The 26069-nt window shown below is 58.5% G+C and carries 15 protein-coding genes and 1 pseudogene; 1 reads left to right on the top strand and 15 read right to left on the bottom strand.

Annotated elements, in window-relative coordinates; genetic code table 11:
* The 3 genes from ISF27_RS01980 to ISF27_RS01970 all read right to left on the bottom strand — a co-directional run bounded on the left by ISF27_RS01980 (window position 1) and on the right by ISF27_RS01970 (window position 5312).
* Window positions 1-2253 carry a DNA gyrase/topoisomerase IV subunit A gene (locus ISF27_RS01980; protein ID WP_194608608.1) on the bottom strand — a complete coding sequence of 751 codons (2253 nt, stop codon included), beginning with the start codon at window positions 2251-2253 and terminating at the stop codon, window positions 1-3.
* An 11-nt stretch (window positions 2254-2264) separates the two neighbouring features.
* Window positions 2265-4184: a DNA gyrase/topoisomerase IV subunit B gene (locus ISF27_RS01975; RefSeq protein ID WP_194608606.1), complete on the bottom strand. Its 1920-nt coding sequence runs from the start codon at window positions 4182-4184 to the stop codon at window positions 2265-2267.
* 102 nt (window positions 4185-4286) lie between these two features.
* Window positions 4287-5312, bottom strand: a complete 1026-nt coding sequence (locus ISF27_RS01970; protein ID WP_194608603.1) for an RluA family pseudouridine synthase — start codon at window positions 5310-5312, stop codon at window positions 4287-4289.
* A gap of 252 nt (window positions 5313-5564) precedes the next feature.
* Here ISF27_RS01970 and ISF27_RS01965 point away from each other — a divergent pair, with 252 nt between their 5' ends.
* Entirely contained in the window at window positions 5565-6308 is a 744-nt protein-coding gene (locus ISF27_RS01965) for a metallophosphoesterase (RefSeq protein ID WP_194608601.1), read from the top strand.
* Here the strand turns inward: ISF27_RS01965 and ISF27_RS01960 are convergent.
* From ISF27_RS01960 to ISF27_RS13200, 12 genes and pseudogenes are all read right to left on the bottom strand, one after another.
* Window positions 6274-7545 carry an O-acetylhomoserine aminocarboxypropyltransferase/cysteine synthase family protein gene (locus ISF27_RS01960; protein WP_194608599.1) on the bottom strand — a complete coding sequence of 424 codons (1272 nt, stop codon included), beginning with the start codon at window positions 7543-7545 and terminating at the stop codon, window positions 6274-6276. The genes ISF27_RS01965 and ISF27_RS01960 overlap by 35 nt on opposite strands.
* Before the next feature lie 188 nt (window positions 7546-7733).
* On the bottom strand, window positions 7734-9503 hold the full coding sequence (locus tag ISF27_RS01955) for an ammonium transporter (protein ID WP_194608597.1): 1770 nt from the start codon (window positions 9501-9503) through the stop codon (window positions 7734-7736).
* A gap of 279 nt (window positions 9504-9782) precedes the next feature.
* Window positions 9783-11255 carry a glutamate synthase subunit beta gene (locus ISF27_RS01950; RefSeq protein ID WP_194608595.1) on the bottom strand — a complete coding sequence of 491 codons (1473 nt, stop codon included), beginning with the start codon at window positions 11253-11255 and terminating at the stop codon, window positions 9783-9785.
* A gap of 43 nt (window positions 11256-11298) precedes the next feature.
* A complete protein-coding gene (gene gltB, locus ISF27_RS01945; RefSeq protein ID WP_194609624.1) occupies window positions 11299-15825 on the bottom strand; it encodes a glutamate synthase large subunit in 4527 nt (1508 codons plus the stop codon).
* 735 nt (window positions 15826-16560) lie between these two features.
* On the bottom strand, window positions 16561-17979 hold the full coding sequence (gene pyk, locus ISF27_RS01940) for a pyruvate kinase (RefSeq protein ID WP_194608592.1): 1419 nt from the start codon (window positions 17977-17979) through the stop codon (window positions 16561-16563).
* Window positions 17980-18319: 340 nt separating this feature from the next.
* Window positions 18320-20107, bottom strand: a complete 1788-nt coding sequence (gene aspS / locus ISF27_RS01935; RefSeq protein WP_194608590.1) for an aspartate--tRNA ligase — start codon at window positions 20105-20107, stop codon at window positions 18320-18322.
* A 154-nt stretch (window positions 20108-20261) separates the two neighbouring features.
* Window positions 20262-20951 carry an SDR family NAD(P)-dependent oxidoreductase gene (locus ISF27_RS01930; RefSeq protein ID WP_328701475.1) on the bottom strand — a complete coding sequence of 230 codons (690 nt, stop codon included), beginning with the start codon at window positions 20949-20951 and terminating at the stop codon, window positions 20262-20264.
* On the bottom strand, window positions 20938-23037 hold the full coding sequence (locus ISF27_RS01925; protein ID WP_235985987.1) for a penicillin-binding transpeptidase domain-containing protein: 2100 nt from the start codon (window positions 23035-23037) through the stop codon (window positions 20938-20940). The genes ISF27_RS01930 and ISF27_RS01925 overlap by 14 nt, the downstream gene beginning before the upstream one ends.
* Window positions 23038-23095: 58 nt before the next feature.
* Window positions 23096-23548: an FtsB/FtsL family cell division protein gene (locus ISF27_RS01920; protein ID WP_194608586.1), complete on the bottom strand. Its 453-nt coding sequence runs from the start codon at window positions 23546-23548 to the stop codon at window positions 23096-23098.
* 26 nt (window positions 23549-23574) lie between these two features.
* A complete protein-coding gene (gene rsmH / locus ISF27_RS01915) occupies window positions 23575-24543 on the bottom strand; it encodes a 16S rRNA (cytosine(1402)-N(4))-methyltransferase RsmH (protein ID WP_194608584.1) in 969 nt (322 codons plus the stop codon).
* Between the two features lie 19 nt (window positions 24544-24562).
* Window positions 24563-24991 carry a division/cell wall cluster transcriptional repressor MraZ gene (mraZ, locus tag ISF27_RS01910; protein ID WP_194608582.1) on the bottom strand — a complete coding sequence of 143 codons (429 nt, stop codon included), beginning with the start codon at window positions 24989-24991 and terminating at the stop codon, window positions 24563-24565.
* A gap of 842 nt (window positions 24992-25833) precedes the next feature.
* A pseudogene (locus ISF27_RS13200) lies at window positions 25834-26069 on the bottom strand (IS30 family transposase); the annotation flags it as partial.

The following is a 26069-nucleotide window of genomic DNA, read 5'->3' as shown; positions in this document are numbered from 1 at the left end:
CTATACCTCCTCAGGTTTTCTCTTGGATCCTCTGCCATCGCGCCTGGCCTTCCGGATCTCACCGAGATTGATCCTGCTGTCCCGGTAAGTAACGGTAGGCGGTGCTGCCTCCGCCATCACCCACGCGGAAAGAACACTGTCCCCGGAAGTCAGCCGGATACCCCGGACGCCGCGGGAATTTTTCTTCATCACCGAGATTTCTCCCAGCGGAAACCGGAGGAAATACCCGTTCTTTGTCGCCAGCACCACATCTTCCGCGGACGCGGTGTCCAGCACCGCAATGAGGGAATCTCCCTCAGCGAGCTTTGTCGCCGCGACGGTATTCCGGTTCACCGTGATAAACTCAGTGCCGGGCACAATCTTGACCATGCCCTGCCCGGTGGCAAAGAGCAGCCGTTTTCCCACAAGGCGGGTCATATTGTCCACACAAACCGGTCTCTCCTTCATGCCGTCGAACCGGCTGATATTGTCGATCGGTGTCCCTTTGTCCTTCACCTTCCCATTCGGAATGTCCGTCACGCGCACCATATGGAGCACTCCCTGGTTGGTGACCAGGCCAATCTTCTCCGCGGTGGTGCAGGGGATCACCCAGACATTTTCCTTATCTACCGTCTCCCGGTTTTTCTCGTAAAGCTGTGGGTCGAGAAGCTTGGCATAGCCAAAGCGGTCCAGGACGAAAATCTCCTTCCGGGCGGCCTCCTCGGTCTCCACAACCTCCGCCTCCGCCTGGTCCTCAATCAGGGTCTTCCTGGGAACAGCGAATTCCTTCCGGATCGCCTCAAGATCCTTCCGGATCACCGCATCCATCTCCCCGCGATTCTGCAGGATCTTGTTATACTGGCGGATCTTCTGGAGAGATTCCAGATATTCCTTCTGGAGCGTCAGGAGCTCAAGCCCGATCAGCCGGTAGAGCCGCATCTGCAGGATCGCGTCAGCCTGGCGCTCGGTAAAGTGAAATCCCTTCGCCTCCTTCTCCAGTGACGGATCCCGGAACGTAATGTTCTTGGTCTCCCCCCTGGTGAGGCACGCCCTCGCGTCGGCAAGCTTCCGGGAACCGCGGAGGACAGCGATGATGAGATCGATGCAGTCCACCGCCCGGATTAACCCCTCGTGAACCTCCTTGTTCTCCATCTCCTTCTGCAGGAGAACCTGGTATTTCCGCGTATAATTCTCATACTGGAAATCCAGATAGCACTGCAGGATGCTTCGAAGGTTCATCGTCTCCGGACGGCCGTTCACGATCGCCAGCATATTGACGCCGAAGGTATCCTCGAGCTTCGTCTTCTTGTAGAGGATGTTCCTGATCTTCTCCGGATCCGCGCCCTTCCTGAGCTCCAGGACAATGCGGATGCCCTCCTTGCTGGACTGGTTCGAGATATCCGTGATGTCCGGGAGCTGCCGGCTCTCCACCAGCTCCGCGATATCCGTCAGGCACTTGTTGATTCCGGCGCCGATCATCGTGTAGGGGATCTCCGTGATCACCAGGTGGTCTTTCTCCGCGCGCTTCTTCGCCGGCTCGAAGACAATTTTTGCCCTGAGGCGGAGTTTCCCCGTTCCAGTATCATAAATCTGCACGAGATCACTCCGGTTGGCGACAATACCGCCTGTCGGAAAATCCGGCCCGTGAAGCGTCCGCAGAAGATCCGATGTCGTAAGAAGCGGATGTTCGATGTAGGCGAGAACCGTGTCAATGAGCTCCCCGAGATTGTGCGTGGGGATACTGGTACTCATGCCGACGGCGATCCCCTCCGACCCGTTCAGCAGAAGGTTCGGCACGCGGACCGGAAGAACCACCGGCTCCTGCTCGGTCTCATCGTAGTTCGGCTGGAAGCGGACCGTCTTGTCCAGGTCCTTCAGGAACACCTCCTGGGTGAATTTCTGGAGCCTTGCCTCGGTGTAGCGCATGGCGGCGGCGCCGTCGCCCTCAATGGAACCGAAATTGCCGTGGCCGTCCACAAGGGGCATGCTTTTCTTGAAGCCCTGCGCCATGACCACCAGGGTGTCATAGATTGAGCTGTCTCCGTGCGGGTGATATTTTCCCATCGTATCCCCGACGATTCGCGCCGACTTCCGGTGCGGCTTGTCATAATCCAGGCGGAGCCTGTCCATATCGTAGAGCACGCGCCTCTGCACCGGCTTTAAGCCGTCCCTGGCATCAGGGATCGCGCGGGAGGTGATGACGCTCATGGAGTAATTGAGGTAGCTTCGCTGCATCTCCTCACTGTATTCCGTGGTGATAATCTTCTCTGCCATGTCTCTCTCCCTTACGCGTCAATCTCCGCCTCGTCGGCGTGGTCATGGATAAATGTCCGCCTGGGCGGCACATCGCTCCCCATCAGCATCTCTGTGACTTCGGAAGCCACATGGCTGTCCTCGATCTCCACCCGCTTCAGCATCCTTGTCTCCGGGCAGAGGGTCGTCTCCCAGAGCTGCTCCGGATCCATCTCGCCGAGACCCTTGTAGCGCTGGAGCGTGAACTCCCCCTTATGGGTCTTCCGGTACTGCTCCAGGGCATGGTCGTCATAGAGATACTGCCCCTCCCCGCGCTTCGGCACAACCTTGTAGAGCGGCGGCATGGCAATATAGACATGCCCCTCCCGGATGAGATCCGGCATGAAGCGGTAGAAAAAGGTAAGCAGCAGCGTGTCAATATGGCTTCCGTCCACATCCGCATCGGTCATCAGGATAATCTTATCATACCTCAGCTTGGAGATATCAAAGTCATTGCCGTATCCCTCGGAAAACCCGCAGCCGAAGGCGTTGATCATGGTCTTGATCTCGGCATTGGCCAGAACCTTGTCCATGGATGCCTTCTCCACGTTGAGAATCTTCCCCCGGATCGGCAGGATAGCCTGAAATTCCCTGTTGCGCCCGGACTTCGCCGAGCCGCCGGCGGAATCGCCCTCGACGATGAAAATCTCACATTTCGCGGGATCCCGGCTCTCGCAGTTGGCCAGCTTGCCGTTGCTGTCAAAAGAGAACTTCGGCTTTACCAGCATGCTGGTCTTCGCCTTCTCCGCGCTCTTCCGGATCTTCGCGGATTTCTCGGCGCATCCGATAATGTTCCGCAGAATCTCCACATTGCGGTCAAAAAACAGCGTCAGCTCGTCGCCGGTTACATTGGCCACAGCCCGGACAGCATCCTGGCTCGCCAGTTTGGTTTTTGTCTGCCCTTCAAACACCGGATCCGGATGCTTGATCGAGATCACAGCGATCATGCCGTTGCGCGTGTCCGCCCCGGTAAAGTTGGTGTCCTTCTCTTTCAGGATGCCAAGCTCGCGGGCATAGCTGTTGATCAGCTGGGTAAACCGCGTTTTAAAGCCGACCAGGTGGGTGCCCCCCTCCTGCGTCGCAATATTGTTGCAAAAGCCGAGGATATTCTCCTCGAACTCGTTCACAAACCGGATGACCCCTTCGACCTCGATGCCGTCGCTCTCCCCTTTGAAAGCGATCGGATCGCAGACAGCCTCCTTCCCCTTGCTGATCTCCTTCACGTAGGCGGTGATGCCCTCCGGCTCGCGGTAGACGGCCTTCTCCTCCTCGCCCTCCCGCTTGTCCTCATAAAATAACGTGAGTTTCGGGTTCAGGTAAGCGAGCTCGTGGAGCCGGGCTTTCAGCCAGTCCTCCTTGAACCTGGTCTTCTCGAAGATCGTGTCATCTGGAAGAAAATTGATGGTGGTCCCGTGCTCCCTTGTCTTCCCGCAGGCCGGAAGCAGGCCGCCGACGAGCTTTCCCGTGGGCTTCCCTTTCTCGTAGGAATCCCGGTAGATGTACCCGCCCCGGCAGATCGTGACGTTCATCCTGGCAGACAGGGCATTGACCACCGAGGAACCGACGCCGTGCAGGCCGCCGCTGGTTTTATAAGAATTGTGGTCAAACTTTCCCCCGGCGTGAAGTGTGGTCAGTACAATCCGCTCGGCGGTGACGCCCTTCCGGTGCATCTCCACCGGGATGCCGCGTCCGTTATCCTTCACCGTGCAGGACCCGTCAGCCTCCAGGGTGACATGGATCTCCGTACACGCTCCGGCAAGATGCTCATCTACCGAGTTATCGACGATCTCATAGATCAGATGATTGAGACCGCGCGACCCGATACTCCCGATATACATGCCGGGCCTCCGCCGGACTGCCTCCAGCCCCTCCAGCACCGTGATACTGCTCGCGTCATATTTCTGTTCTGCCATAAAATCTTCACTCCTAGCTGATCTCTCGCCTATGTCTGGCTCTATCCTATCACAAACGCTGCCAAAATTCAAACATACGTTCGCATTTCCCTCTGCTTAACCTCACCGCCCGGCAGGATTGCCGTCCGTGAGGATCTCTTCCACCTTTCTCCGCACAGGCTTCTCCGGGCCGAATGTCTCAGCCCACCGGGGATATCGGGCCGTCACCCGGAGTATCTTCCCAGTAAACGGTTGGCGGAGGACAGCCATATACGCGCAGAGATGAAGCTCCCCGCCGCTTCCTGCCTCATTCATGATCCGAACCACCCCCGGATCTCCGGTCGCAAGAAAGGCTTCCCTTGCCCCGCCCGGCCCGTAGAGAAGGTCGCCGGCGAGGGGATGTCCCTCGGAGGCGAGGTGGACGCGGATCTGGTGGGTTCTCCCCTGCTCCAGGGTGCAGGCGGTGAGGACCTCATTCCCGGACACCGCAAGGGCGCGGCAGCGGGTTTTCGCCGGTTTCCCCTCCGGGCAGGCCTGCCGGAGCATCAGGACGCCGGGGATCCTGCCGATCGGCCGGTCGATCACGATATCCCCGCCGAACCTGCCGATGGCGCCGGCGAGATAGACCTTCCGGAAGGCCTTCTCCTCCTGCTGTTTGAACAGGCTGTCCGCCGCCCCGCTGTTCTTCGCGATCACGACAAGTCCGGAGGTGTCCCTGTCCAGGCGCCCGATCATGTGGATTTCCCGGGCACGGTTTTCATAGCCGAGATAGACCGCAGCCGCATTGGCCAGCGTGTCGGCATAATGCCCGAAGGACGGATGGCAGACAAGGCCGGATGGCTTCTGCAGGATCAGGAGATCCTCGTCCTCATAGAGAATCTCGGGCGGAAGAAAGGGTTCCGGCCGCACCCAGACGCATTTCCCGCTGTCCGGATCCGTGATATCCAGCCGGAGCTCATCACCGGGGGCAAGCAGGGCGGCTGCCCTGGCCGGTTTTCCGTTCAGCAGGATTCCCCCCGCACGGTACTTTACCCGGCTCATCAGCCGTGCCGAGAAGCCGAGCTTCTGCTTCATCAGGTCCCGCACCGTGATCCCGGCAAGATCCCCGGTCACAGTGATGGAAAGAATTCTCCGATCCTCACACGCCATTTTCCCACCTCCCATCGCCTGCTGGCAGAGCGCCGGCAGACCAGCTTATTATAGAGAGAAATTTTCCATCCGTAAAGCGGGAACGGCCTGTATCGGAATGTAGGGCGATGTCTGCATTTGACATCCGCGCCCGGGTAAACTAGAATAACAGGGACAGGGAATTGCAGAATCAGAACAGCAGATGATGAGGGTGCTTCCATATCCGGAAGTGCCCTCTTTCTTTTCCCGGCATTCTCCAGAAAGAAGGCTTCCATGCGCTATTATATTGCCGATTGTCACTTTTTTCATGAATCCCTGAACCGACAGCTGGACTGCCGTGGCTTCACGGACGTCCGGGCTTCGAACAGCTACATGATCCGGCAGTGGAACCGAAAGGTCCGCCCGCGGGATGAGGTGGTTATTCTCGGCGATTTTTCCTGGGGAAATGCGAAGGAGACCAACAGCGTCCTGGAACAGCTGAACGGAATCCTCTACCTCATCAAGGGCAATCACGACCGCTTCGGGGAGCAGAAGGACTACAACGCCTCCCGCTTCGTCTGGATCCGGCCGTACGCGGAACTGCACGACGGCGGCAGAAAAGTCATCCTCTGCCACTATCCGATCCTCTGCTACAACGGCCAGTATCATCTGAACGAGGACGGGTCGCCGAAAACCTGGATGCTCTACGGCCACGTCCACGACACCCAGGATCAGCGGTTGATCGAGACTTTCCAGGAAATCACGGCAAATACCGTCCTCGCCTACAAGAATGGGGAGTCCCGCACCGTTCCCAGCAACATGATCAACTGCTTCTGCATGTATTCGGACTACACGCCGCTCTCCCTCGACGAGTGGATCGCGTGCGACAAAAAACGCCGCGCGGCGAGAAAAAATATTCTGCCGCGCGGCCTGAGCCGCCTTGAGATCCCGGGAAGGGAAGCCTTTCTCCCGTCCCCGGGAACCCCGGAGACCGATGGTCCTTTTATTTCCGAAGCGCCTGATCCAGATCTTCGATGATGTCCTCGACATTTTCAATTCCGCAGGAGAGGCGGACCATATCCGGCCTCACCCCGCAGGCGATCAGTTCCTCATCGGTCAGCTGCCGGTGCGTGGAGCTCGCCGGGTGAAGCACCATCGTGTGGGCATCCGCCACATGCGTCGCGATAATGATCAGCTTAAGCTTTTTCATGAATACCTCCGCGGCTTTTCTCCCGCCCCGGACGCCGAAGGAGATCACGCCGCAGGTTCCGTCCGGCATATACTTCTTCGCCCGCTCATAATACCGGTTTGACGGAAGTCCCGGATACTCGACCCAGGCGACCTCGGGATTCTTCTCCAGATACTCCGCAACGCACTGCGCATTTTCACAGTGGCGCTTCATGCGGACGGCCAGGGACTCCAGGCCGAGGTTCAGGATATAGGCGTTCATCGGGGACGGGATGGACCCGAAATCCCGCATCAGCTGGGCTGTCGCCTTCGTGATGAACGCGCCCTCTTTTCCGAATTTTTCCGCATAGGTAATGCCGTGATAGGACTCATCCGGCGTCGTAAGCCCCGGAAACTTCTCTGCGTTCGCCATCCAGTCGAATTTCCCGCCGTCAACGATGGCGCCGCCGACCGTGGCATCGTGGCCGTCCATGTATTTTGTCGTCGAGTGGGTCACGATATCCGCGCCCCACTCGATCGGCCGGCAGTTGATCGGGGTCGCGAAGGTATTATCCACCACGAGCGGCACGCCGTGGGCGTGCGCAGCCTTCGCAAATCGCTCGATATCGAACACAGTCAGCGCGGGGTTCGCGATCGTCTCCCCGAAAACTGCCTTCGTATTCGGGCGGAATGCCGCCTCGAGCTCCTCATCCGTGCAGTCCGGATCCACAAAAGTGAAATCCACACCCATTTTCCGCATCGTGACGTTAAACAGGTTGAATGTCCCGCCGTAGATGGATGTGGACGCCACCACATGGTCCCCTGCCGTGGCGATATTGAAGATCGCGAAGAAGTTCGCCGCCTGCCCGGAGCTTGTCAGCATCGCCGCCGTGCCGCCCTCGAGCGCGCAGATCTTCGCCGCCACCATATCATTCGTCGGATTCTGCAGCCTGGTGTAGAAATACCCGCTCGCCTGAAGGTCAAAAAGTTTCCCCATATCCTCGCTGGTGTCATATTTGAACGTCGTGCTCTGGATAATCGGGATCATGCGGGATTCGCCGTTCTTCGGCTGATATCCCGCCTCGATACATTTCGTCTCCTGTTTCATGCCTCGCCTCCTGAAGAATATTGACTAATTCCTATTATAAACAGGGTTTTGAACAGTTTCCAGTATTTTGTTGGCCAGCACAGAGCTGGGCATTTGTGCTGCCCGCCGGGCGCACCAAAAAGCCGGGAACCCCAGCGGATTCCCGGCTGAAATGCTATTTTCCAGCATCCTCCTTCGGCCGAAGCGGATTATTCGACGTCCTGCAGCGCCGCGAAGTCCTCCTCCCCGGTTCTCACCTTCACCACGCGGAGCACCGGATAGACAAAGATCTTGCCATCGCCGATATGGCCGGTGTACAAGGTCTTCTTCGCCGTGCTGATGACCGCGTCAACCGGAACCTTGGAGACAATGACCTCAACCTTGACCTTTGGAAGAAGGGTGGAATCCACGACGGCGCCGCGGTAGCGCTCCGTCGATCCCCTCTGGATGCCGGAACCCATGACCTGCGTCATCGTCATGCCGGTCACGCCGAGCATGTTCAGGGCCTTTTTGAGTTCATCGAACTTGTTCAGCCGGCAGATGATCGTCACCTTGTACATGCCTGTCGCCGCTGTGGCAGCTGTGCCGGACACCTCCGGGCTCTCCGGCGCCTTGACCACCTTGACCGCGGCGTTCTTCTGCGCCTCAGAGGCAGCCTCGTAATTGTCCTCACCGAGATCGGTGTTATCGTTCACGTCAACGGAGAGGTCGGTAACATCGGTGATCGCGAACCCGGAATAGGCGCTCGCGAGGCCGTGCTCATGGATGTCGAGGCCGTCGATTTCCACCTGGGAGGGAACGCGGAGCCCCACCCATCGGTCAATCAGCTTGAAAATGACGAACATGACCACCAGGACATAGATATCGATCGCCAGGATGCCGATCACCTGGATGCCGAGCTGATGAAGGCCGCCGCCGTAAAAGAGGCCGAGGCCAACACCGTCATCGCCGGTGGAGAACAGGCCGACCGCCAGGGTGCCCCAGACCCCGTTCACAAAATGGACGGAGACGGCGCCGACCGGATCGTCGATTTTCGCGACATTGTCGAAAAATTCTACAGAAAAGACAACCAGGATGCCGGCAACGAGCCCGATGAAAAATGCCCCGGCCGGCGACACGCAGTCCGCGCCAGCGGTGATGGCGACAAGCCCGGCGAGCGCCGCGTTGAGCGTCATGGATACATCCGGCTTTCCATAGCGCACCCAGGTGAAGATCATCGCCGTGCAGGTAGCCACCGCCGCGGCAAGGTTCGTGGTCATGAAGGCCAGGGACGCTTCATAGAGCGCCGTGTCATCGCCCATCGAGACGGTGGAGCCGCCGTTGAAGCCGAACCAGCAGAACCAGAGGATGAATACGCCGAGGGCGACAGCGGTCATGTTGTGGCCGGGGATTGCTCTTGCCTTGCCGTTCTTGTCATACTTGCCGATGCGGGGGCCGAGCAGGGCAGCGCCGAGGCAGGCGATGATGCCGCCGACGTTGTGAACCTGCGCGGAACCGGCGAAGTCGTGGAAGCCAAGCGCGGAGAGCCAGCCGCCGCCCCAGCTCCAGTGCCCGCAGATCGGATAAACCAGGAGCGAGATCGCCGCCGAGTACAGGCAGTACGCTTTAAAATTCGTGCGCTCCGCCATGGAGCCGGACACGATGGTGGCCGCCGTTGCGCAGAACACGGTCTGGAAAATGACGTACGCCCACAGCGGCATCGCCTGCGGCACCACGCTGTTCTCCGCCGTGTAAGCTCCGCGGATCAGGAAATCCGGAACTCCGACAGCCGCTCCCATCCCGTGAAACATCAGGGAAAATCCGATGATCCAGAAGCACGGGGTGCCGATACAGAAGTCCATCATGTTCTTCATCAGGATATTGCCAGTGTTTTTCGCCCGCGTGAGTCCTGCCTCGCACAGGGCAAATCCAGCCTGCATAAAGTAAACCAGTGCCGCGCAGAGCAGCACCCAGATCACAGTTGATTGTTCAAATCCCATACGGTTTCCTCCTTTCGATCCTCACCAATCCCTCATTCCCTCCATGGCATACGGCGGGACGCCCCGGGAGCGTTCCGCTTCCGGATAAGCGTAAAGCAAATTTGCATAGCTCGCAAAAGGCGCCGGCAGCAGATCTCTCTGCTTCCGGCGCCTTTGCCATCGATATACGGATTGTAAACGGAAAATCCTTTTCCCGCAATAGTGATAATTAATATTTTTTTTATTATTTCTATATATTTTTTCTACATGTCTAACAGTGCAGGCGGCTTGGGCTTTCCCTCACTCCTCCTCGTTGGAGTACCCCATCAGGTATTCATCCACCTCGCGGGCAGCGCATCTCCCCTCATGGATGGCCCAGACGACCAGGGACTGGCCCCTGTGCATATCTCCCGCGGTGAATACCTTATCCGCACCCGTGCGGTAGCCCTCCGGCTCCGCGGCGACCGTGCCGCGCGCGGAGAGGGCGGCGCCGAAGGTGTCCGCCGTATACTTCTCGCACCCGGTGAACCCGGCGGCGATCAGGAGGAGGCCGCAGGGAATCTCCTTCTCGGTGCCCGGGATTTCCACAAGCTTCCGGTTTTCCAGCTTCACGCTGACGATCGTGACCGATTTGAGCACGCCCTTCTTGTCCGCGTGAACTTCCTTCACCGTGGTGGAATAGACGCGCGGGTCGCTGCCGAACTTCGCGATGGCCTCCTCATGGCCGTAATCGGTCTTTTTCACCTTCGGCCACTCCGGCCACGGGTTGTCCGCCGCTCGCTCTGCCGGCGGCTCAGGCATCATCTCAAGGGCGGTCACCGACCGGCAGCCCTGACGGATCACCGTGCCGATGCAGTCATTTCCCGTATCTCCGCCGCCGACAACCACGACATCCTTCCCGGCCGCGCTCAGGACACTCTTCGCCGTCTCCGGCGAGAGCAGCCGGCGCGTCGCCCCCGTCAGGAAATCTACCGCGAACGCAATGCCCTTCACGCCGTCCATCCCCACCGCGCTGAGCTTTCTCGGCTCCTTCGCGCCGCAGCAGAGGAGAACCGCGTCATATTCCTTAAGAATCGCGGCACCGTCAACGTCCTTGCCGACATCCACGCCGGTCCGGAACTCGACGCCCTCCTCCTCCATCAGCCTCCTTCTCCGGCTGATGACCGACTTATCCAGCTTCATGTTTGGAATGCCGTACATCAGGAGGCCGCCGATCCTGTCCTCACGCTCGAACACGGTCACGCTGTGGCCGCGGTGATTGAGCTGGTCCGCGGCGGCAAGCCCGCTCGGCCCAGCGCCAATGACCGCTACCTTCTTCCCGCTCCGCACCGCCGGGATCTGCGGCTTCATATAGCCGCGGGCAAATCCCGTCTCGATGAGGAAGAGCTCATTATCATGGCAGGTCACCGGCTCGCCGTATTCCCCGTTGATGCAGGCCTTCTCGCAGAGCGCCGGGCAGACCCTCCCGGTAAATTCCGGAAAATTGTTGGTCTTGACGAGCCGCGCAAGCGCGTGGGCGTAATGCCCGCGGTAGAGATGGTCATTATACTCCGGGATCAGGTTGTGCAGCGGGCACCCGGTCACCATGCCGCCGAGCCTGACCGCCGACTGGCACAGCGGCACCCCGCAGTTCATGCAGCGGGCCGCCTGTTCCCTCCGCGCCTCCTCGGAGAGCGGGATGTGGAACTCGTCGAAATTTTGAATCCGCTCCTTCACCGGCACATCCGCGTTCTGCTTTCTCTCATACTCCAAAAATCCAGTTGGTTTTCCCATAGTTCTATCCTCCGGCCGATCTGGCATGCTCACTTTCTTCCGGTTACGCCGTCACTTCGCTGAACGCATGAAGAACAGCCTCATCGCGGGGTTCCCCGTTCTCCTCATTCTTCGCGATTGCCCGGATCATCCGCTGGTAATCGGTCGGCACGATCTTCTTGAAGTCGGCCATGCGGTCGTTAAAGTTGTCGAGAATGTCCCTGCCGACCTCTGAGCCTGTCTCCTTCACATAATCGGTGAGGATTGCCCTGAGCTCCTGGCGGTCTTCCTTCGCGTCGAGATCCTTAAGGCTCACCATATCCTTGTTGAGACGGCGGTACAGCGTGTGATCCCGGTCGAGCACATACGCAAAGCCGCCGCTCATGCCTGCCGCGAAATTCTTGCCTGTCTGGCCGAGGATCACCGCGCGCTCGCCGGTCATGTACTCCAGGCCGTGGTCGCCGCAGCCCTCAGCCACCGCCGTGGCTCCGGAATTGCGGACGCAGAACCGCTCACCCGCGACGCCGCGGATGTACACCTTGCCGCTGGTTGCCCCGTAGAGAGCCACGTTGCCGACAATGATATTTTCCTCCGACCGGAACGGGCTGCCCTCCGGGGGAACCAGGACCAGCTTGCCGCCGGAAAGCCCCTTGCCGAAGCCGTCATTGGCATCACCGGTGAGCCTCAGGGTCTCGCCCTTCGGGATGAACGCGCCGAACGACTGGCCGCCCCCGCCCTCGCACTCCACGACGAAGGTGTCGTCCGGAAGGGTGCTGCCGAACCGTCTCGTGATCTCGCTTCCGAGGATTGCGCCGAAGGTGCGGTCCGTGCTGGACACGTTAAGGCTGACTTTTCCGCCCCTCGTATCCGCCCCCGCTTCCAGCGCATCATGGAATGCCGGGAGCAGCCGGGAGATGTCAAGCGTCTTCTCGAGATGGAAGTCATAGACCTTCTCCGGGTTAAAATGGCTGTTTTCCGCCTTCGCCCAGGTGGTGTCGAGAATCCTGGAGAAATCAACCTCCTTCGCGCGGTCTGTGATGAGATCCTCCCTCACCTCCAGGCAGTCCGTACGGCCGATCATCTCCTCCACACGCCGGAAGCCCAGGGATGCCATAATCTCGCGGACCTCCCTCGCGACGTAGGTCATATAATTGATCACGTGCTCCGGCTTCCCGCGGAATCGCTTCCGGAGCTCCTCATTCTGCGTGGCAATGCCGACCGGGCAGTTATTCGTCGAACATTTCCGCATCATCATGCACCCCAGGCAGACGAGGGGCGCGGTGGCAAAGCTGTACTCGTCGGCGCCGAGCATGGCGGCAATCGCCACATCGCGCCCGGTCATGAGCTTGCTGTCCGCCTCCAGGGAAACGCGGTCCCGGAGGCCATTTTCCATAAGGCTCCTGTGGGCGTCGCTGATGCCGAGCTCCCACGGGGCGCCGGCATTGTGCATGGAGCTGCCCGGCGCCGCGCCGGTTCCTCCGTCATAGCCGCAGATCAGGATGTTCTGGGCTCCTGCCTTGGCGACACCGGCAGCGATCGTGCCGACGCCGTTCTCCGAGCAGAGTTTGACCGAGATGGACGCCCTGCGGTTGGCGTTCTTGAGATCGAAGATCAGCTGCGCGAGATCCTCGATGGAGTAAATGTCATGGTGCGGCGGCGGGGAAATCAGGGACACGCCCGGGGTCGAGTATCTCGCCTTCGCCACCCACGGATAGACCTTCTTTCCCGGGAGATTTCCGCCCTCCCCGGGCTTCGCGCCCTGCGCCATCTTGATCTGGATCATTTCCGCGCTGTTCAGGTACTGGCTGGTCACGCCGAAGCGCCCCGAGGCCACCTGCTTGATCTTGGAATTGCTCTCCGTGCCGTAGCGTTCCACGTTCTCACCGCCCTCACCGGTGTTTGAGCGCCCGCCGATCCGGTTCATCGCGATCGCCAAGGTCTTATGCGCCTCCTCGGAGATCGCGCCGTAGGACATGGCGCTCACGCCGAAGCGGCGGACAATGCTCTCCACCGGCTCGACTTCCTCGATCGGGACCGGCTCCTGCTGTGCCTTGAATTTCAGCAGCCCGCGCAAGGTATGCGGCTTCTTGGAATCGTCCACAAGCCTCGAGTATTCCTTGAATTCCTCATAGCTGCCGTCCCGGACCGCGCGCTGGAGCGTGAGGATCGTCAACGGATTGTAGAGATGATCCTCAGTGCCAAAACCGCTCCGCAGGTTGTGGAAGCCGACGCTGTCCAACTTCGTGTCCGTGGTGAGCCCGAGCGGATCGAAGGCGTGATCGTGGCGGTACATTACCCCCTCCGCGATCTCCTTGACGCCGATGCCGCCGACGCGGCTCACGGTTCCGGTGAAATAGCGGTCAATCGTCTCCTGGCTCAGCCCGATCGCCTCGAAAATGTGCGCGGACTGATAGGACTGGAGCGTGCTGATGCCCATCTTCGCCGCGATCTTGACCACGCCGAGCGTGAGCGCCCGGTTATAATCCTTGATCGCCGTGTGGTAATCCTTGTCCAGAAGGCCGAGATCAATCAGCTCACTGATGCACTCATGTGCGAGATAGGGGTTGACCGCGCGGGCTCCGAAGCCGAGCAGCGCCGCGATCTGATGGACATCCCGCGGTTCCCCGCTCTCCAGGATGATGGAAATCGCCGTCCTCTGCCTTGTGCGGACGAGGTGCTGCTCCACCGACGAGACGGCGAGCAGCGAGGGAATCGGCACGTGGTTCTCGTCCACCCCGCGGTCGGACAGGATGATGATATTGCTTCCCTCGGCGGCGGCATGGTCGACGGAGACATTCAGCTGGTCGAGCGCCCGCTCCAGGGACGTATTTTTGTAATAGAGGAGGGAAATCACCCTGCTGTGGAAGCCGGGGCGGTCCAGCGCCTTAATCTTCATCAGGTCAACACCGCTCAGGATCGGATCCTTAACCTCGAGGACACGGCAATTTTCCCCCTTATCCGTCAGGAGGTCGCCGTCCGAACCGATGTAGATCGTGGTGTCGGTGACAATCTTCTCCCGGAGGGAATCGATCGGCGGGTTGGTCACCTGCGCAAACTGCTGCTTAAAATAGTTGAACAGCAGCTGATGTGCCGGGGAGAGCACCGCCAGCGGAACGTCATGCCCCATCGAGGCCGTGGGTTCAACGCCATTTTCCGCCATCGGGAAAATCTGATCCATCACATCCTCATAGGTGTACCCGAATACCTTGTAGAGCTTGTCCCGCATGGCCTGGGTGGACACCGGGATCTTCTTATTGGGGACCTTCAGGTTCTCCAGGTGGAGCAGGTTCCGGTCGAGCCACTCGCCGTAGGGCTCACGGCCGGCGTAATAGCTCTTGCACTCCTCATCGGAAATGATCCTCTTCTGCCTGGTGTCCACCAGGAGAATCCTGCCCGGCGTCAGCCTGGACTTTTTGACAATATGCTCCGGCGCGATGTCCAGGACACCGACCTCCGAGGAGAGGATGAGACGCCCGTCGTCCGTCACGTAATAGCGCGAGGGGCGGAGGCCGTTGCGGTCCAGGGTCGCGGCAACCAGGTCGCCGTCGCTCATCAGCAGGGCAGCCGGCCCGTCCCAGGGCTCCATCATCGTCGCGTAATAGTGGTAGAAATCTCTCTTTGCCGTATCCTCGTAACCCGGGTGGTTCCAGGGCTCAGGCACGAGCATCATCACCGCCAGCGGAAGATCCAGCCCGTTCATGTAGAGAAATTCCAGCGTATTGTCCAGCATGGCGGAATCGGACCCCGTGGACTGGATCACCGGATAAATTTTGTCGATATCCCCGGCAAAGTATGGGGAGGCCATAGTCTCCTCCCGGGCGAGCATACGGTCCACATTGCCGCGGATCGTGTTGATCTCCCCGTTGTGGGCGAGGAAGCGGTACGGATGGGCGCGATCCCAGCTCGGCGTTGTGTTGGTGGAAAAGCGGGAATGCACGATCGCGATCGCCGTCTTGTACTCATGGCTCTGGAGATCTGTGTAGAACTTCCGCAGCTGCCTCACCAGGAACATCCCCTTGTAAACGATCGTCCGGGAGGAGAAGGAACAGATGTAGGTGTCCTCGGAGCTCTGCTCGAACTCTCGGCGGACAACGTAAAGGCGCCGGTCAAAATCGATTCCCCGCTCCGTGTCCTCCGGGCGCTCGACAAAGCACTGCATGATGGACGGCATACAGTCGCGGGCTTCCTTCCCGAGGATCTCCGGATGCGTCGGAACCTCGCGCCAGCCCAGGAATTTCAGCCCCTCCTTTTCGGTGATCACCTGCATCATCCGCATGGCGAAGGTTCTCTTCATCCGGTCCTGGGGAAGGAACATCATGCCGATCCCGTAATCCCGCTCGCCCTTCAGGGAAATGCCGCACTTTGCCGCCTCCGCGCGAAAGAACGGGTGGCTGATCTGTGTCAGGATGCCGACACCGTCCCCGACCTTTCCCGTTGCATTCTTCCCGGCGCGGTGCTCCAGCTTCTCGACAATGCTCAAGGCGTTGTCCAGAACCTGATAGTCTTTATGGCCGTCGATATTGACGATGGTGCCGATGCCGCAGGCATCGTGCTCCTTCCCCATCGGCGCATAGTATTTCCGCATATCCATGGTCCTGCCGGTTTTCCTGCCGTGCGTGTTCCGGCGCTGCTGTCCACCGTCGTCCGGATTCCCCTGTTCCCGCTGATTTCCCATTCGCATGCACTCCTTCCGCTGATCCGCTCCGGGACAGTTAACTCGTAGCGAATACTTATTATTATCTTTTTGTTATCTTTGATATGGGTTCGATTATACGGAGTGATATGCATTTTGTCAATAATAATTTTTTCTTCCATAATTTAATGTTATGTCTTGTATTGAATATATTTATTCATTGTTAAAATGCATGATTTTCATCGTTAAGTGGCTGGTTATCGTTAAGTGCTCTGCGTAAGCAAATTTGCTAAGCTCGAACTGCGCTTTCGCTTGTTCTCACTAAGCAAATTTGCATAGCTCGCACTAAACTCGCGCTTCGCCCGCTGGGCTCGCGTCCGCCCTGCGGATAGCCATTCCACTAAACTCGGACTGCGCTTTCGCTTGTCCTCGTTAAGTGGCTGGTTATCGTTAAGTGCTCTGCGTAAGCAAATTTGCTAAGCTCGAACTGCGCTTTCGCTTGTTCTCACTAAGCAAATTTGCATAGCTCGCACTAAACTCGCGCTTCGCCCGCTGGGCTCGCGTTCGTTAAGTGCTCTGCGTAAAAAAAAGACTGCTTTTCCCAACCGGAGTGAAGGAAAAACAGTCTTATATACAGTCATGCGTCACGATTCCGCGAAGGGAACGTACAGACCGGTCGATTGCGGAAAAAGATCACCACACCTCGACAACGCGGATCATATTGGTTTTTCCGGAAACGCCGAGCGGCACGCCTGCCGTGAGGATGATGCGGTCCCCGCTCTTCACGATACCGGCTTCCTTGGCCTTGTTGACCGCCGCCTCGAAGACGAGATCCGGCCGCGGCTGCTCGCTGATGACGAGCGGCGTCACGTCGAAAAGCAGGTTCATCTGGTCAGCGACCTTCTCACTGGTTGTGCAGGCGACAATCGGGCACATCGGCCGGTAGCCGGAAAGGCGTCTCGCGGTATAGCCAGAGATCGTGACCGTGATGATAGCGTCCGCATGGAGGTCGTCCGCGATCTGTACCGTCGCGTGGGAAATCGCCGTGGTCGTCATCCCGTCATTCTTGATCACGCGGTTCTGCAGGCGGGCGACATAGTCGATATCCTGCTCTGTGCGCTCAGCGATGCGGGACATGGTGGCCACCGCCTCTGCCGGATATTTTCCGTTCGCCGACTCTCCGGAGAGCATGATGGCGGTCGTCCCGTCATAGATCGCATTGGCCACATCGGTGGTCTCCGCCCGTGTCGGGCGCGGATTGTGCATCATGGAATCGAGCATCTGGGTCGCCGTCACACACTGCTTGCCCATCTGCTCAGCCATGCGGATCATCCGCTTCTGGAGAACAGGGACGTCCTCCAGCGGAACCTCAACCCCGAGGTCGCCCCGGGCAACCATGATGCCGTCGGCCGCCTCCAGGATCTCCTTGAGATTCTTGACCCCCTGGACACTCTCGATCTTGGCGATGATCTGGATATCCTTTCCTCCGTGCTCCTCGAGGATATGGCGCATCTCCCGGATATCGGAGGCCGTCCTGGTGAAGGAGGCAGCCACATAGTCAAATCCGGTCTCACAGCCGAAAATCAGGTCATCGCGGTCCTGGTCGCTGATAAACGGCATCGTCAGATCCGCGCCGGGCACATTGACCCCCTTGTGGTTGGAGACCGGGCCGCCGTTCTGCACGGTGCAGGCGATCTCCGTATCGCTCACCTTGTCGACGGTCAGGGCGATCAATCCGTCATCGATCAAGATCGTGCCGCCCTCCCGGACATCACCCGGTAGACCCTTGTAGGTGACCGACGCCCGCTCGGCATTGCCGAGCACCTCATCGGTCGTCAGCGTGAATTTCTGGCCGGCGGCAAGCTCAACGCCGCCATTCTCGAAGTCCCTGAGCCGGATCTCCGGCCCCTTGGTGTCCAGGAGCGTGGCGACCGGAATCCCCAGCTCCCTGCGGAGCTTGACCACCCGATCGAACTTCGCCTGGTGCTCCTCATGTGTCCCATGGGAAAAATTAAAACGGGCGACATTCATCCCCGCCTTCATCAGCTTGCCGATCATCTCCTCGGACTCACTGGTCGGTCCGAGCGTGCAGATAATTTTTGTTTTTCTCATCTGAAAATCCTCCCGGCGGGCCATCTCCCCCGCCCGCGCATCTTCTCTTTCTCTTATCGTTCGATCCCCTGTATCATACCACAATTTGTTTCCGCCCGCAGGAAGAGAATCAGAGATTTTTCACAAAGAATCCCTCGCAAAACATGACGCAATTCCGGAGATTGTCCAATATTTATCGAGATTTCCCGTAAACATTGACAAATTTCGGGAACCGTCCAACCCACGCATCCGCGGGAGGCACGCTTCGCTCGATGCGGGAGCCTGAGCGCCTGCGGCCGTCGGGAGGACAGGTTCAAAATGCCGGGGCAGCCCCGAAAGGCCGTCCCGGCACGAAACCACTTTATTCTTCTGCGCTTTTCCCCTGGAGGTCTACCCGGATGTGGAGCTCCTCGAGCTGCTTTTCGGTCACCTCGGACGGAGCGCCCATCATCAGGTCCTGGGCGTTCTTGTTCATCGGGAACGGAATGATCTCGCGGATGGAATCCTCACCGGCAAGCAGCATGACCATGCGGTCTACGCCGGGGGCAATGCCCGCATGCGGCGGGGCGCCGTAGCTGAACGCATTATAGAGCGCCGGGAACTTCGCCTTCACGTCCTCCTCGCCCAGGCGGACAAGCTCGAAAGCCTTGACCATGATCTCCGGGTCATGATTGCGGACCGCGCCGGAGGAGAGCTCGACACCGTTGCAGACGAGATCGTACTGGTCAGCGGTGATGGTGAGCGGGTCGATTTCTCCCCGCTCCGCCTTGAGCAGCGTCTCCAGGCCGCCTGCCGGCATGGAAAACGGATTGTGGCAGAATTCCAGCTGTCCGGATTCTTCACCGATCTCATACATCGGGAAATCCACGATCCAGCAGAAGGCATACTGCTCCCTGTCCATGTGGCCGGGCACCGCGGCACCAAGCGTCTTCACAAGGACGCCCGCCGTCTTCTGGGCAGCGGTGAGCGGTCCCGAGGCGAGGGCGACAAAATCTCCGGGCTTAAGGCCGAGTGCCTCCGTTACCTGATCCTTCACCGGATTCACAAACTTGGCAATTCCGCCGACAATCTCACCCTGATCATCCACGCGGAACCAGTAAGCCTTATTGCCCGCCTGAACCTCAACATCCGCAAGCGTCCGGTCGATGAACTTGCGGCTCTCGGAGAATCCGGAGACCACAACCGCCTTGACGCAATTTCCCGCAAACGGGCCGAAGCCGCAGCCGGCAAGGACGCCGGTGGCATCCTGGACCGTCAGATCGATGCGGAGATCCGGCTTATCCGAGCCGTATTTCTCCATGGCTTCCCGGTAAGGAATCCGCACAAAAGGCGCCTCGGATGCCCGGTTATAGGTGCCGTATTCCGCAAAAATCGGCGGAAGCACATCCTCAAGAACGGCAAAGACATCCTCCTGCGAGGCGAAGGCCATCTCCATGTCCAGCTGGTAGAATTCCCCCGGGCTGCGGTCGCCTCTCGCATCCTCATCGCGGAAGCAGGGCGCAATCTGGAAATAGCGGTCGAATCCGGACACCATCAGCAGCTGCTTGAACTGCTGCGGCGCCTGCGGCAGGGCGTAGAATTTCCCCGGATGCTTTCTCGCCGGCACCAGGTAATCTCGCGCGCCCTCCGGGGAGGAGGCGGTCAGGATCGGCGTCGTAATCTCCAGAAATCCGTGATCCGCCATGGCCTTCCGCAGGGCGGCAATGACCTGGCAGCGCAGGAGGATATTCTTCTTCACCGCGGGATTGCGCAGGTCCAGATAGCGGTATTTCAGCCGGACGGACTCATCTGCCTCGCGGCTGTGGTTGATCTCAAACGGGAGCTCGTTGTAGCGGCAGCGTCCGAGGACAGTGACGCTCTCCGGGACGACCTCAACGTCGCCGGTCGCCTGTTTTGGGTTCTTGCTGCTCCGCTCACGGACCATTCCTGCTACAGTGACGGTCGATTCCTTATTGATGGCCCGGAAGGCCTTCATCATTTCTTCTGTCTCAATCACGACCTGGGTGGTTCCGTAAAAATCGCGGATAACGCCAAAGCCGAGAGCACTGCTGACGATGCGCAGATTTTCCAGCCAGCCGGAAAGAACAACCTTTTTGCCGGCATCCTGGAGGCGCAGCTCGCCGCAGGTGTGGGTGCGGGATTGCATCATAATGAACCTCTTTTCTTATACTGCAGATTTACCACAACAGTTTACCGCAAAAATCCGGCGAATGCCATACGATTCGCCGGATTTTCCCAAGGAATAGTAATTTCGTTACTTTCGGGCGGTCGGTTTGCGGGCTCTCCCTCCCCATGTGCCGCGCTCACCAGATGAAATTTGATTTGAGCTTTTCCCCGTTATCCACAAAGAGATCCTCACCGGTCATGCTCCGGTTGACCACTGCCGTAAAATAGACAAACTCGGCGATTTCTTCCGGTTCTGCCCATTTGCCGAGAAGCGTCTCCTTGAGAACCGACTGGTAGAGCTTCGGATCCTCGAGGATATGCCGGTTGAGGCCGGTCATGACGCCGCCCGCGGACACGCTGTTGCTCGTCGCTCCCCACTTCGCTATCCGGAGGGCCACATTCCGCATGTAGGCGAGAATCCCTCCCTTGCTCGCGGCATACTCCGGAAACTCCGCGCCGGTCGTCGCGCTGGCGGATGCCAGGAAGACCACCGCCCGGATGGCCGGCTGGAACGCGTAAAATTCTGTCACATGGATGGTGCCCCGGAGGTTCACCTCGATGTCACAGCCGCTCCCCTGGACACCCGCGTTGTTGACAAGGATTTCCAGGCCGGGAATCTCCGGCAGGCGCTCATCCCGGATATCACAGACAAAATGGCGGTAACGCGGATGGCTGATCCCCGCTTCCCGGACATCCATGCCGAAAACCTCGTGCCCCTCCCGGAGAAATTTCTCCGCGCACGCCCTGCCGATGCCCGCGGACGCTCCTGTCACCAGTACCCGCATTGCCGCCGTCCTTTCCCGGATGCTTCCGTCAATTTTCTTCACTGCTCTCTGCTTCCGCGCCGCCCTGTCCGCCATCGGGTGCGCTGCCCGCGCCGGCCTCTCCGGACTGCGCCGCCTCGTCGGTCGGGCTCGCCGGCTCGAGCTCCGGATAATCCCCGCCGCCCTCGACTACCTCGTCGGTGTAATTCGGCCCTTCGGTTACGGTCTCTCCATTCTCATCGGTCGCTGTGACCGCGGACTCGGACTCCGCTGCCGTGCTCTCCGCGGCATTTACCCCCTCCGGGAGGTTGGCAAGCGCCTCATTGGTCTCCCCGGTCTCAGTGCCCTCCGGGAAAATATTGAGGTAAGGCAGTGCCTCGGTCATGATCTTGGAGAAGATCTCGCTCGCGAAGGTCGAGTGCGCCTGCTCCTCCCCCGGCAGGTTCGGGGTATCCACCACGACATAGCAGAGAACCTGCGGATCCATCGCCGGCGCGCAGCCGATAAAGGAAACCAGGTAGTTCATGGCCGAGCGCGGAACCTTCTGCGCTGTTCCGGTCTTGCCGCCAACCTGATAGCCGGCAACCTTTGCCGCCGACGCCGTTCCGGCTTCCACCGTCTGGAACAAAGCGTTCTTGATAAAGGTGGAGGTGTTCTCCGACACGGTCTCGCGGACAAGCACCGGGTCATTCTTCTGCACGACCGCCCCGGTATCGCTCAGGATCTGCTTCATGACATGCGGCTTGTAGTAAGAGCCGCCGTTGATCAGCGAGCAGTACGCTGCCGCCATCTGCACCATCGTGCAGCTGTAGTTCTGGCCGAAGGAGTTGGTGGCAAGCGAGGCGCTGTTCATCTTGTCGAGCGTGTAGACAAGGTTCGAGGTGTCCGCCTCCGCCGGCAGGTCGATGCCGGTCTTATCGCCGAAGCCGAAAATCTTCTGATACTTCAGGAACTTTTCCGCGCCCTGGGCGAAATTGATTTCCATCATGACCACGTTGCAGGACTTCATGATTCCCTGCGTGACGGTCAGCGCGCCGTGCCCGGACCTTGCCACGCAGCGGATGTCCCAGTCGCCGACATGGAGCTTGCCGTTGCAGACGTAGGTCTCATTGCCGGTGATCGTCCCCTCCTCCATGGCGCCCGCCACCGTGAACGGCTTCTGGGTCGAACCGGGCTCATAGGCATCGCTGACACAGAAATTCCGCCACATCTTATACCAGGCGTCCTGCTTTGCCTTGTCGTCCATCGCGTTGATCTGTTCCTGGGTATACGCCGAGGAGAGGTCATAGGGATTGTTCAGGTCGTACCGGGTGCTCGTATCCATCGCGAGGATTTCCCCGGTGTTGGGATTCATCATGACACAGGCCGTCAGCTTGCTTCCGGTTCCGGACTGCCATTCATTGATATACTTCTCCACAATCTGCTGGAGATTAACATCGATCGTCAGCTGGACGGTATTCCCGTTGACCGCCTGGCGTACCGTCCGCTCCGGGTTCGACTCGTCGTTCATGTAGCCGAACTCCCGGCCGTTGACGCCGGTCAGCTTGTCATCATAATACTGCTCAACGCCGCCGGTCGCCCTGCCCTCACTCTGGCAGAAACCGAGCACGCTGCTCGCCAGCTCATTGTACGGGTATTTCCGCTTATACTGTTCCTCGAAGGAGACGCCGGCAACGCGGTTCTTGCCGCCCTGGTCTACCGTCGCCTTGCGGTACTCTTCATTTTTCTGGTTCGCATAGTTTTCGAAAGCTTCCTTCTGATCCGCGCTGATGCCCTTCTGATAGACATAGTAGGCGCGATCCTTCTTCTCCTCGAGCTTAGCGCGGAGGTCATTTTCGTCGATGCCAAGTGTCTGGACAAGGGCATCCACCGTGGGGTCGAGGTAAGTGTATCCGTCTGATTCCTCACCGTCCTCCGGCTCGTTGTAAATCTGCTTCGGGTTGAGCACCACGTTGTAGACCTTCTCGCTCGTCGCAAGGTAAGTCCCGTTCCGGTCAATGATATTGCCCCGGCGGTAGGGAATGGTCCGGCTCTCGTAATCCTGGTGGCTCATGACGATCTGGTTATAAGCCGCCCCTTTCGTCCGGACAATACTAAAGAGGGCATATGCGAGACCAAGCAGGATCAGCACGATAATCAGTGCTGCCATCGCCAGCCGGGTCTCCATATAGCCCCTCAGTTTTTTCCATTTTCTTTTGCCGTTCGAATTAGTTTTTGGGAATTTCATTATTCTGCCTTACGTACTCGCTCTCTGTCTTATCATAGAGAAGGATCTGATCCGGGTTGGCATAAACCATGCCGAGCTCCTGCGTAGCCACCTGGTAAATGTGGCTCAGGTCAACAGAGGTGTTGATCTTGGTCTGCAGCTCGTCATTCTTCGCCTTCTGGTTCTCGATCTGGACCTCCAGCGCCTCGACACTGTTCATCTTCGTCTGGACCGCGGATTCCGCGCTCAGGTAGCCCAGGCAGCAGATCAGGGTGATCAGGCCGGCGCAGGCCAGCATGAACACATAGCCCCTCCCGATCGACGAAGGCTTTCTCCGCGTGCGGCGGCGTGGGGCAGGTCTCCGCTGCGGTTCATCGAACTCTCTGACCTTGCGGACCGTATTCCCATCCACGTAATAGTCATTTCTGCGCACAACCGTTCTTCTCGCTGCCATATCTGCTCCCTCCGCCGGGTCCCGCCTCAGCTTTTCCCGGTACTCCCCTTATCTTCCGCGCCAATTTTCTCAAACACCCGGAGCTTGGCGCTTTTTGCCCTGGGATTCTCCTGATCTTCCTCTGCCGTGGGGACGATAGCTTTTCTCGTCACCACATGCCCCTTCGGCTTCCTCCCGCACACGCAGACCGGAAAATCCGGCGGGCAGATGCAGGGATTTTCCGCCGTACGGAAACGGCTCTTGACGATCCTGTCCTCCAGGGAATGGAAGGTGATAATCGCCAGCCTGCCGCCGGGCTTTAACAGATCGATCATCGCGTCAACCGACTGTTCCAGCACATCCAGCTCATGGTTGAGCTCGATGCGGATTGCCTGGAAGGTCTGCTTCGCGGGATGCCCCTTCTTCGCGCGGATCTTTGCCGGAACCGCGCCGCGGATGATCTCCACGAGCTGTCCCGTGGTCTCGATCGGCGCCTTCTGCCTCGCGAGCACAATGTGCTTCGCGATGTTCCGGGCAAACGGGTCCTCCCCGTAGTCCCGGATCACGCGGCAGAGCTCCTGCTCACTGTAGTCATTGACGATATCCCGGGCGGTCATCGTATTTCTCTGATCCATCCGCATATCCAGGGGTGCGTCGACCCGGTAGGAAAACCCCCGGTCTCCGTTGTCAAACTGATAGGAGGAAACCCCGAGATCCAGGTAAATGCCGTCCACCCCGGCGATCCCGAGATTCCGCAGGATCTCCGGCATGTTGACATAATTATCGCGCACGATCGTGACCTGGCTGCCGAATGCCGACAGGCGTTTCCCCGCTGCCTCGATAGCCGCTTCATCCTGGTCAATGCCGATCAGCCTGCCCCCGCCAGTGAGATGCCGGAGCACCTCCTCCGCGTGGCCGCCGCCGCCCAGCGTGCCGTCCACGTAGATGCCGTCCGGCCTGATCTTCAGGCTGTCCACGGTCTCATGGAGGAGCACCGATGTGTGATGAAATTCCATCCGCTCTCCTCCTCCCGTCTCAGAAATTCAGGTTGTAGCCGTCCATCCTCTCGGCAACCTCGTCCATATCGTCGTAAGTGTTCATCTGCTCGTAGATCACCGGATCCCAGATTTCCAGATGATTGCCGTTGCCGGCAAGAATCACATCCTTCTCCAGGTGGGCGTACTTGCGGAGGGTCTGCGGGATGGTGATCCTTCCCTGCTTGTCGACAACTACATCCTGGGCGCCGATCAGGAAGAAGCGGGAAAGTTTGCGGGCATCGGAATTGCCCATCGGCAGTGCGCGGATCTTGGCTTCGAAGATGTTCCATTCATCGGGGGCATACACAAAGAGGTTGTGATCCAGCCCGCGGGTGATGATATACGCGTCACCCATCTGCTCCCGGAACTTGGAGGGTATGATCACTCGTCCTTTTGAATCAATCGTATGATCGTATTGCCCTAACATCGCACTACCTGCCCTGTCTTGACTGCTTTCCCACCTGAGACCCTAAATCGTACACTGCCCACCACAATTTACCACAATCCACCACTTGGTTTAATTTTACGACACCGTTCCCCTTTTCGCAAGAATAAATAAAATCTTTGGTAAGTATTTTGCTAGCGGGGAAAATCTGTTCCCAGCCGGCTGCTGAGGGATTCCCCCTGTTCCCGGAGTTTTTTCCTTATCTTGTGTCTGAATCTTTTTGTATAACCATATCTTGTGCATTTTGGCTGGAGTTTCCCGGCTGGACAGCGGCAAGGCATTTTCCGAAAATCTTTTCTTCCTACCTTATGTATGCTATGACAGGCTGAGTTTCCGGGTATGCATATCCCCCTTCCGTGGTTCCGACGGGAATGTTCCTGCCGGAAAAATCCCCCCTCGCCACCATTTCCGGGCTGACGGTGGGGATAATTCCCACAGGTGGTAATTCCGGGAAAATTTTCGTCATTTTGACCAAATGGCCTATCTGGAGCTCTATCCGTAAGGCCTGAGAGGAAGCGCCAGGGAAAACAGGATCTTGCTTCCGTTATTAACCCAAGGTCGGTTGAAATCCGAAGTTCCAGTTTGAAGGGGTAACTTCTACCATTGCCTGGATTGCAACCGAAAGTTCCATTTTTTCGCCCCGTGCTACTGTACATCTGATTCTGAAACGGCTATAACTGGGGCATAGAGACGGCCGTTTCTATAAAAATGCGTATCTTTATAAGAGGTCGAGCCTAAAATCCGAAATTCGGAACTTTTAAGTTCCACCCCTAAATCTGGTGCATGGGATGGTTCTCCGGGCTTGTTGCTCCGACCGATACGTATTAGTTCAACAGCTCAGGGCTCAGACTGATTTCGTCAGGTGGAATCAGTTTGAGCCCGAGCTTTTTTAAGATTGCCTCTCCGTACATGAAAGCGAACATCTCATAGGGACTCTTATTGCCCAGAGACGCTCTCCTGTATGAATTGATATGGCTCATCATTAGTGTGATCTGCCCCTGAGTATATGGTGTGATATCAACGCCTTTAGGAATAATGCGGCGTATCATTTCATGATGTA

Source organism: Clostridium vitabionis (genome assembly GCF_015351765.1).
GTDB lineage: Bacteria > Bacillota > Clostridia > Lachnospirales > Lachnospiraceae > Clostridium_R > Clostridium_R vitabionis.
The sequence above is the reverse complement of the archived record's forward strand: the minus strand, read 5'-3'. Positions and strand labels throughout refer to the sequence as shown.

Bases quoted from the DNA above. Each gene is read 5' to 3' on its own strand.
- ISF27_RS01970 (WP_194608603.1), bottom strand. From the start codon at position 5,312: ATGGCGTGTGAGGATCGGAGAATTCTTTCCATCACTGTGACCGGGGAT.
- ISF27_RS01965 (WP_194608601.1), top strand. From the start codon at position 5,565: ATGCGCTATTATATTGCCGATTGTCACTTTTTTCATGAATCCCTGAAC.
- ISF27_RS01960 (WP_194608599.1), bottom strand. From the start codon at position 7,545: ATGAAACAGGAGACGAAATGTATCGAGGCGGGATATCAGCCGAAGAAC.
- ISF27_RS01950 (WP_194608595.1), bottom strand. From the start codon at position 11,255: ATGGGAAAACCAACTGGATTTTTGGAGTATGAGAGAAAGCAGAACGCG.
- gltB (WP_194609624.1), bottom strand. From the start codon at position 15,825: ATGGATATGCGGAAATACTATGCGCCGATGGGGAAGGAGCACGATGCC.
- ISF27_RS01955 (WP_194608597.1), bottom strand. From the start codon at position 9,503: ATGGGATTTGAACAATCAACTGTGATCTGGGTGCTGCTCTGCGCGGCA.
- ISF27_RS01920 (WP_194608586.1), bottom strand. From the start codon at position 23,548: ATGGCAGCGAGAAGAACGGTTGTGCGCAGAAATGACTATTACGTGGAT.
- ISF27_RS01980 (WP_194608608.1), bottom strand. From the start codon at position 2,253: ATGGCAGAGAAGATTATCACCACGGAATACAGTGAGGAGATGCAGCGA.
- aspS (WP_194608590.1), bottom strand. From the start codon at position 20,107: ATGATGCAATCCCGCACCCACACCTGCGGCGAGCTGCGCCTCCAGGAT.
- ISF27_RS01925 (WP_235985987.1), bottom strand. From the start codon at position 23,037: ATGGCAGCACTGATTATCGTGCTGATCCTGCTTGGTCTCGCATATGCC.
- pyk (WP_194608592.1), bottom strand. From the start codon at position 17,979: ATGAGAAAAACAAAAATTATCTGCACGCTCGGACCGACCAGTGAGTCC.
- ISF27_RS01975 (WP_194608606.1), bottom strand. From the start codon at position 4,184: ATGGCAGAACAGAAATATGACGCGAGCAGTATCACGGTGCTGGAGGGG.
- mraZ (WP_194608582.1), bottom strand. From the start codon at position 24,991: ATGTTAGGGCAATACGATCATACGATTGATTCAAAAGGACGAGTGATC.
- rsmH (WP_194608584.1), bottom strand. From the start codon at position 24,543: ATGGAATTTCATCACACATCGGTGCTCCTCCATGAGACCGTGGACAGC.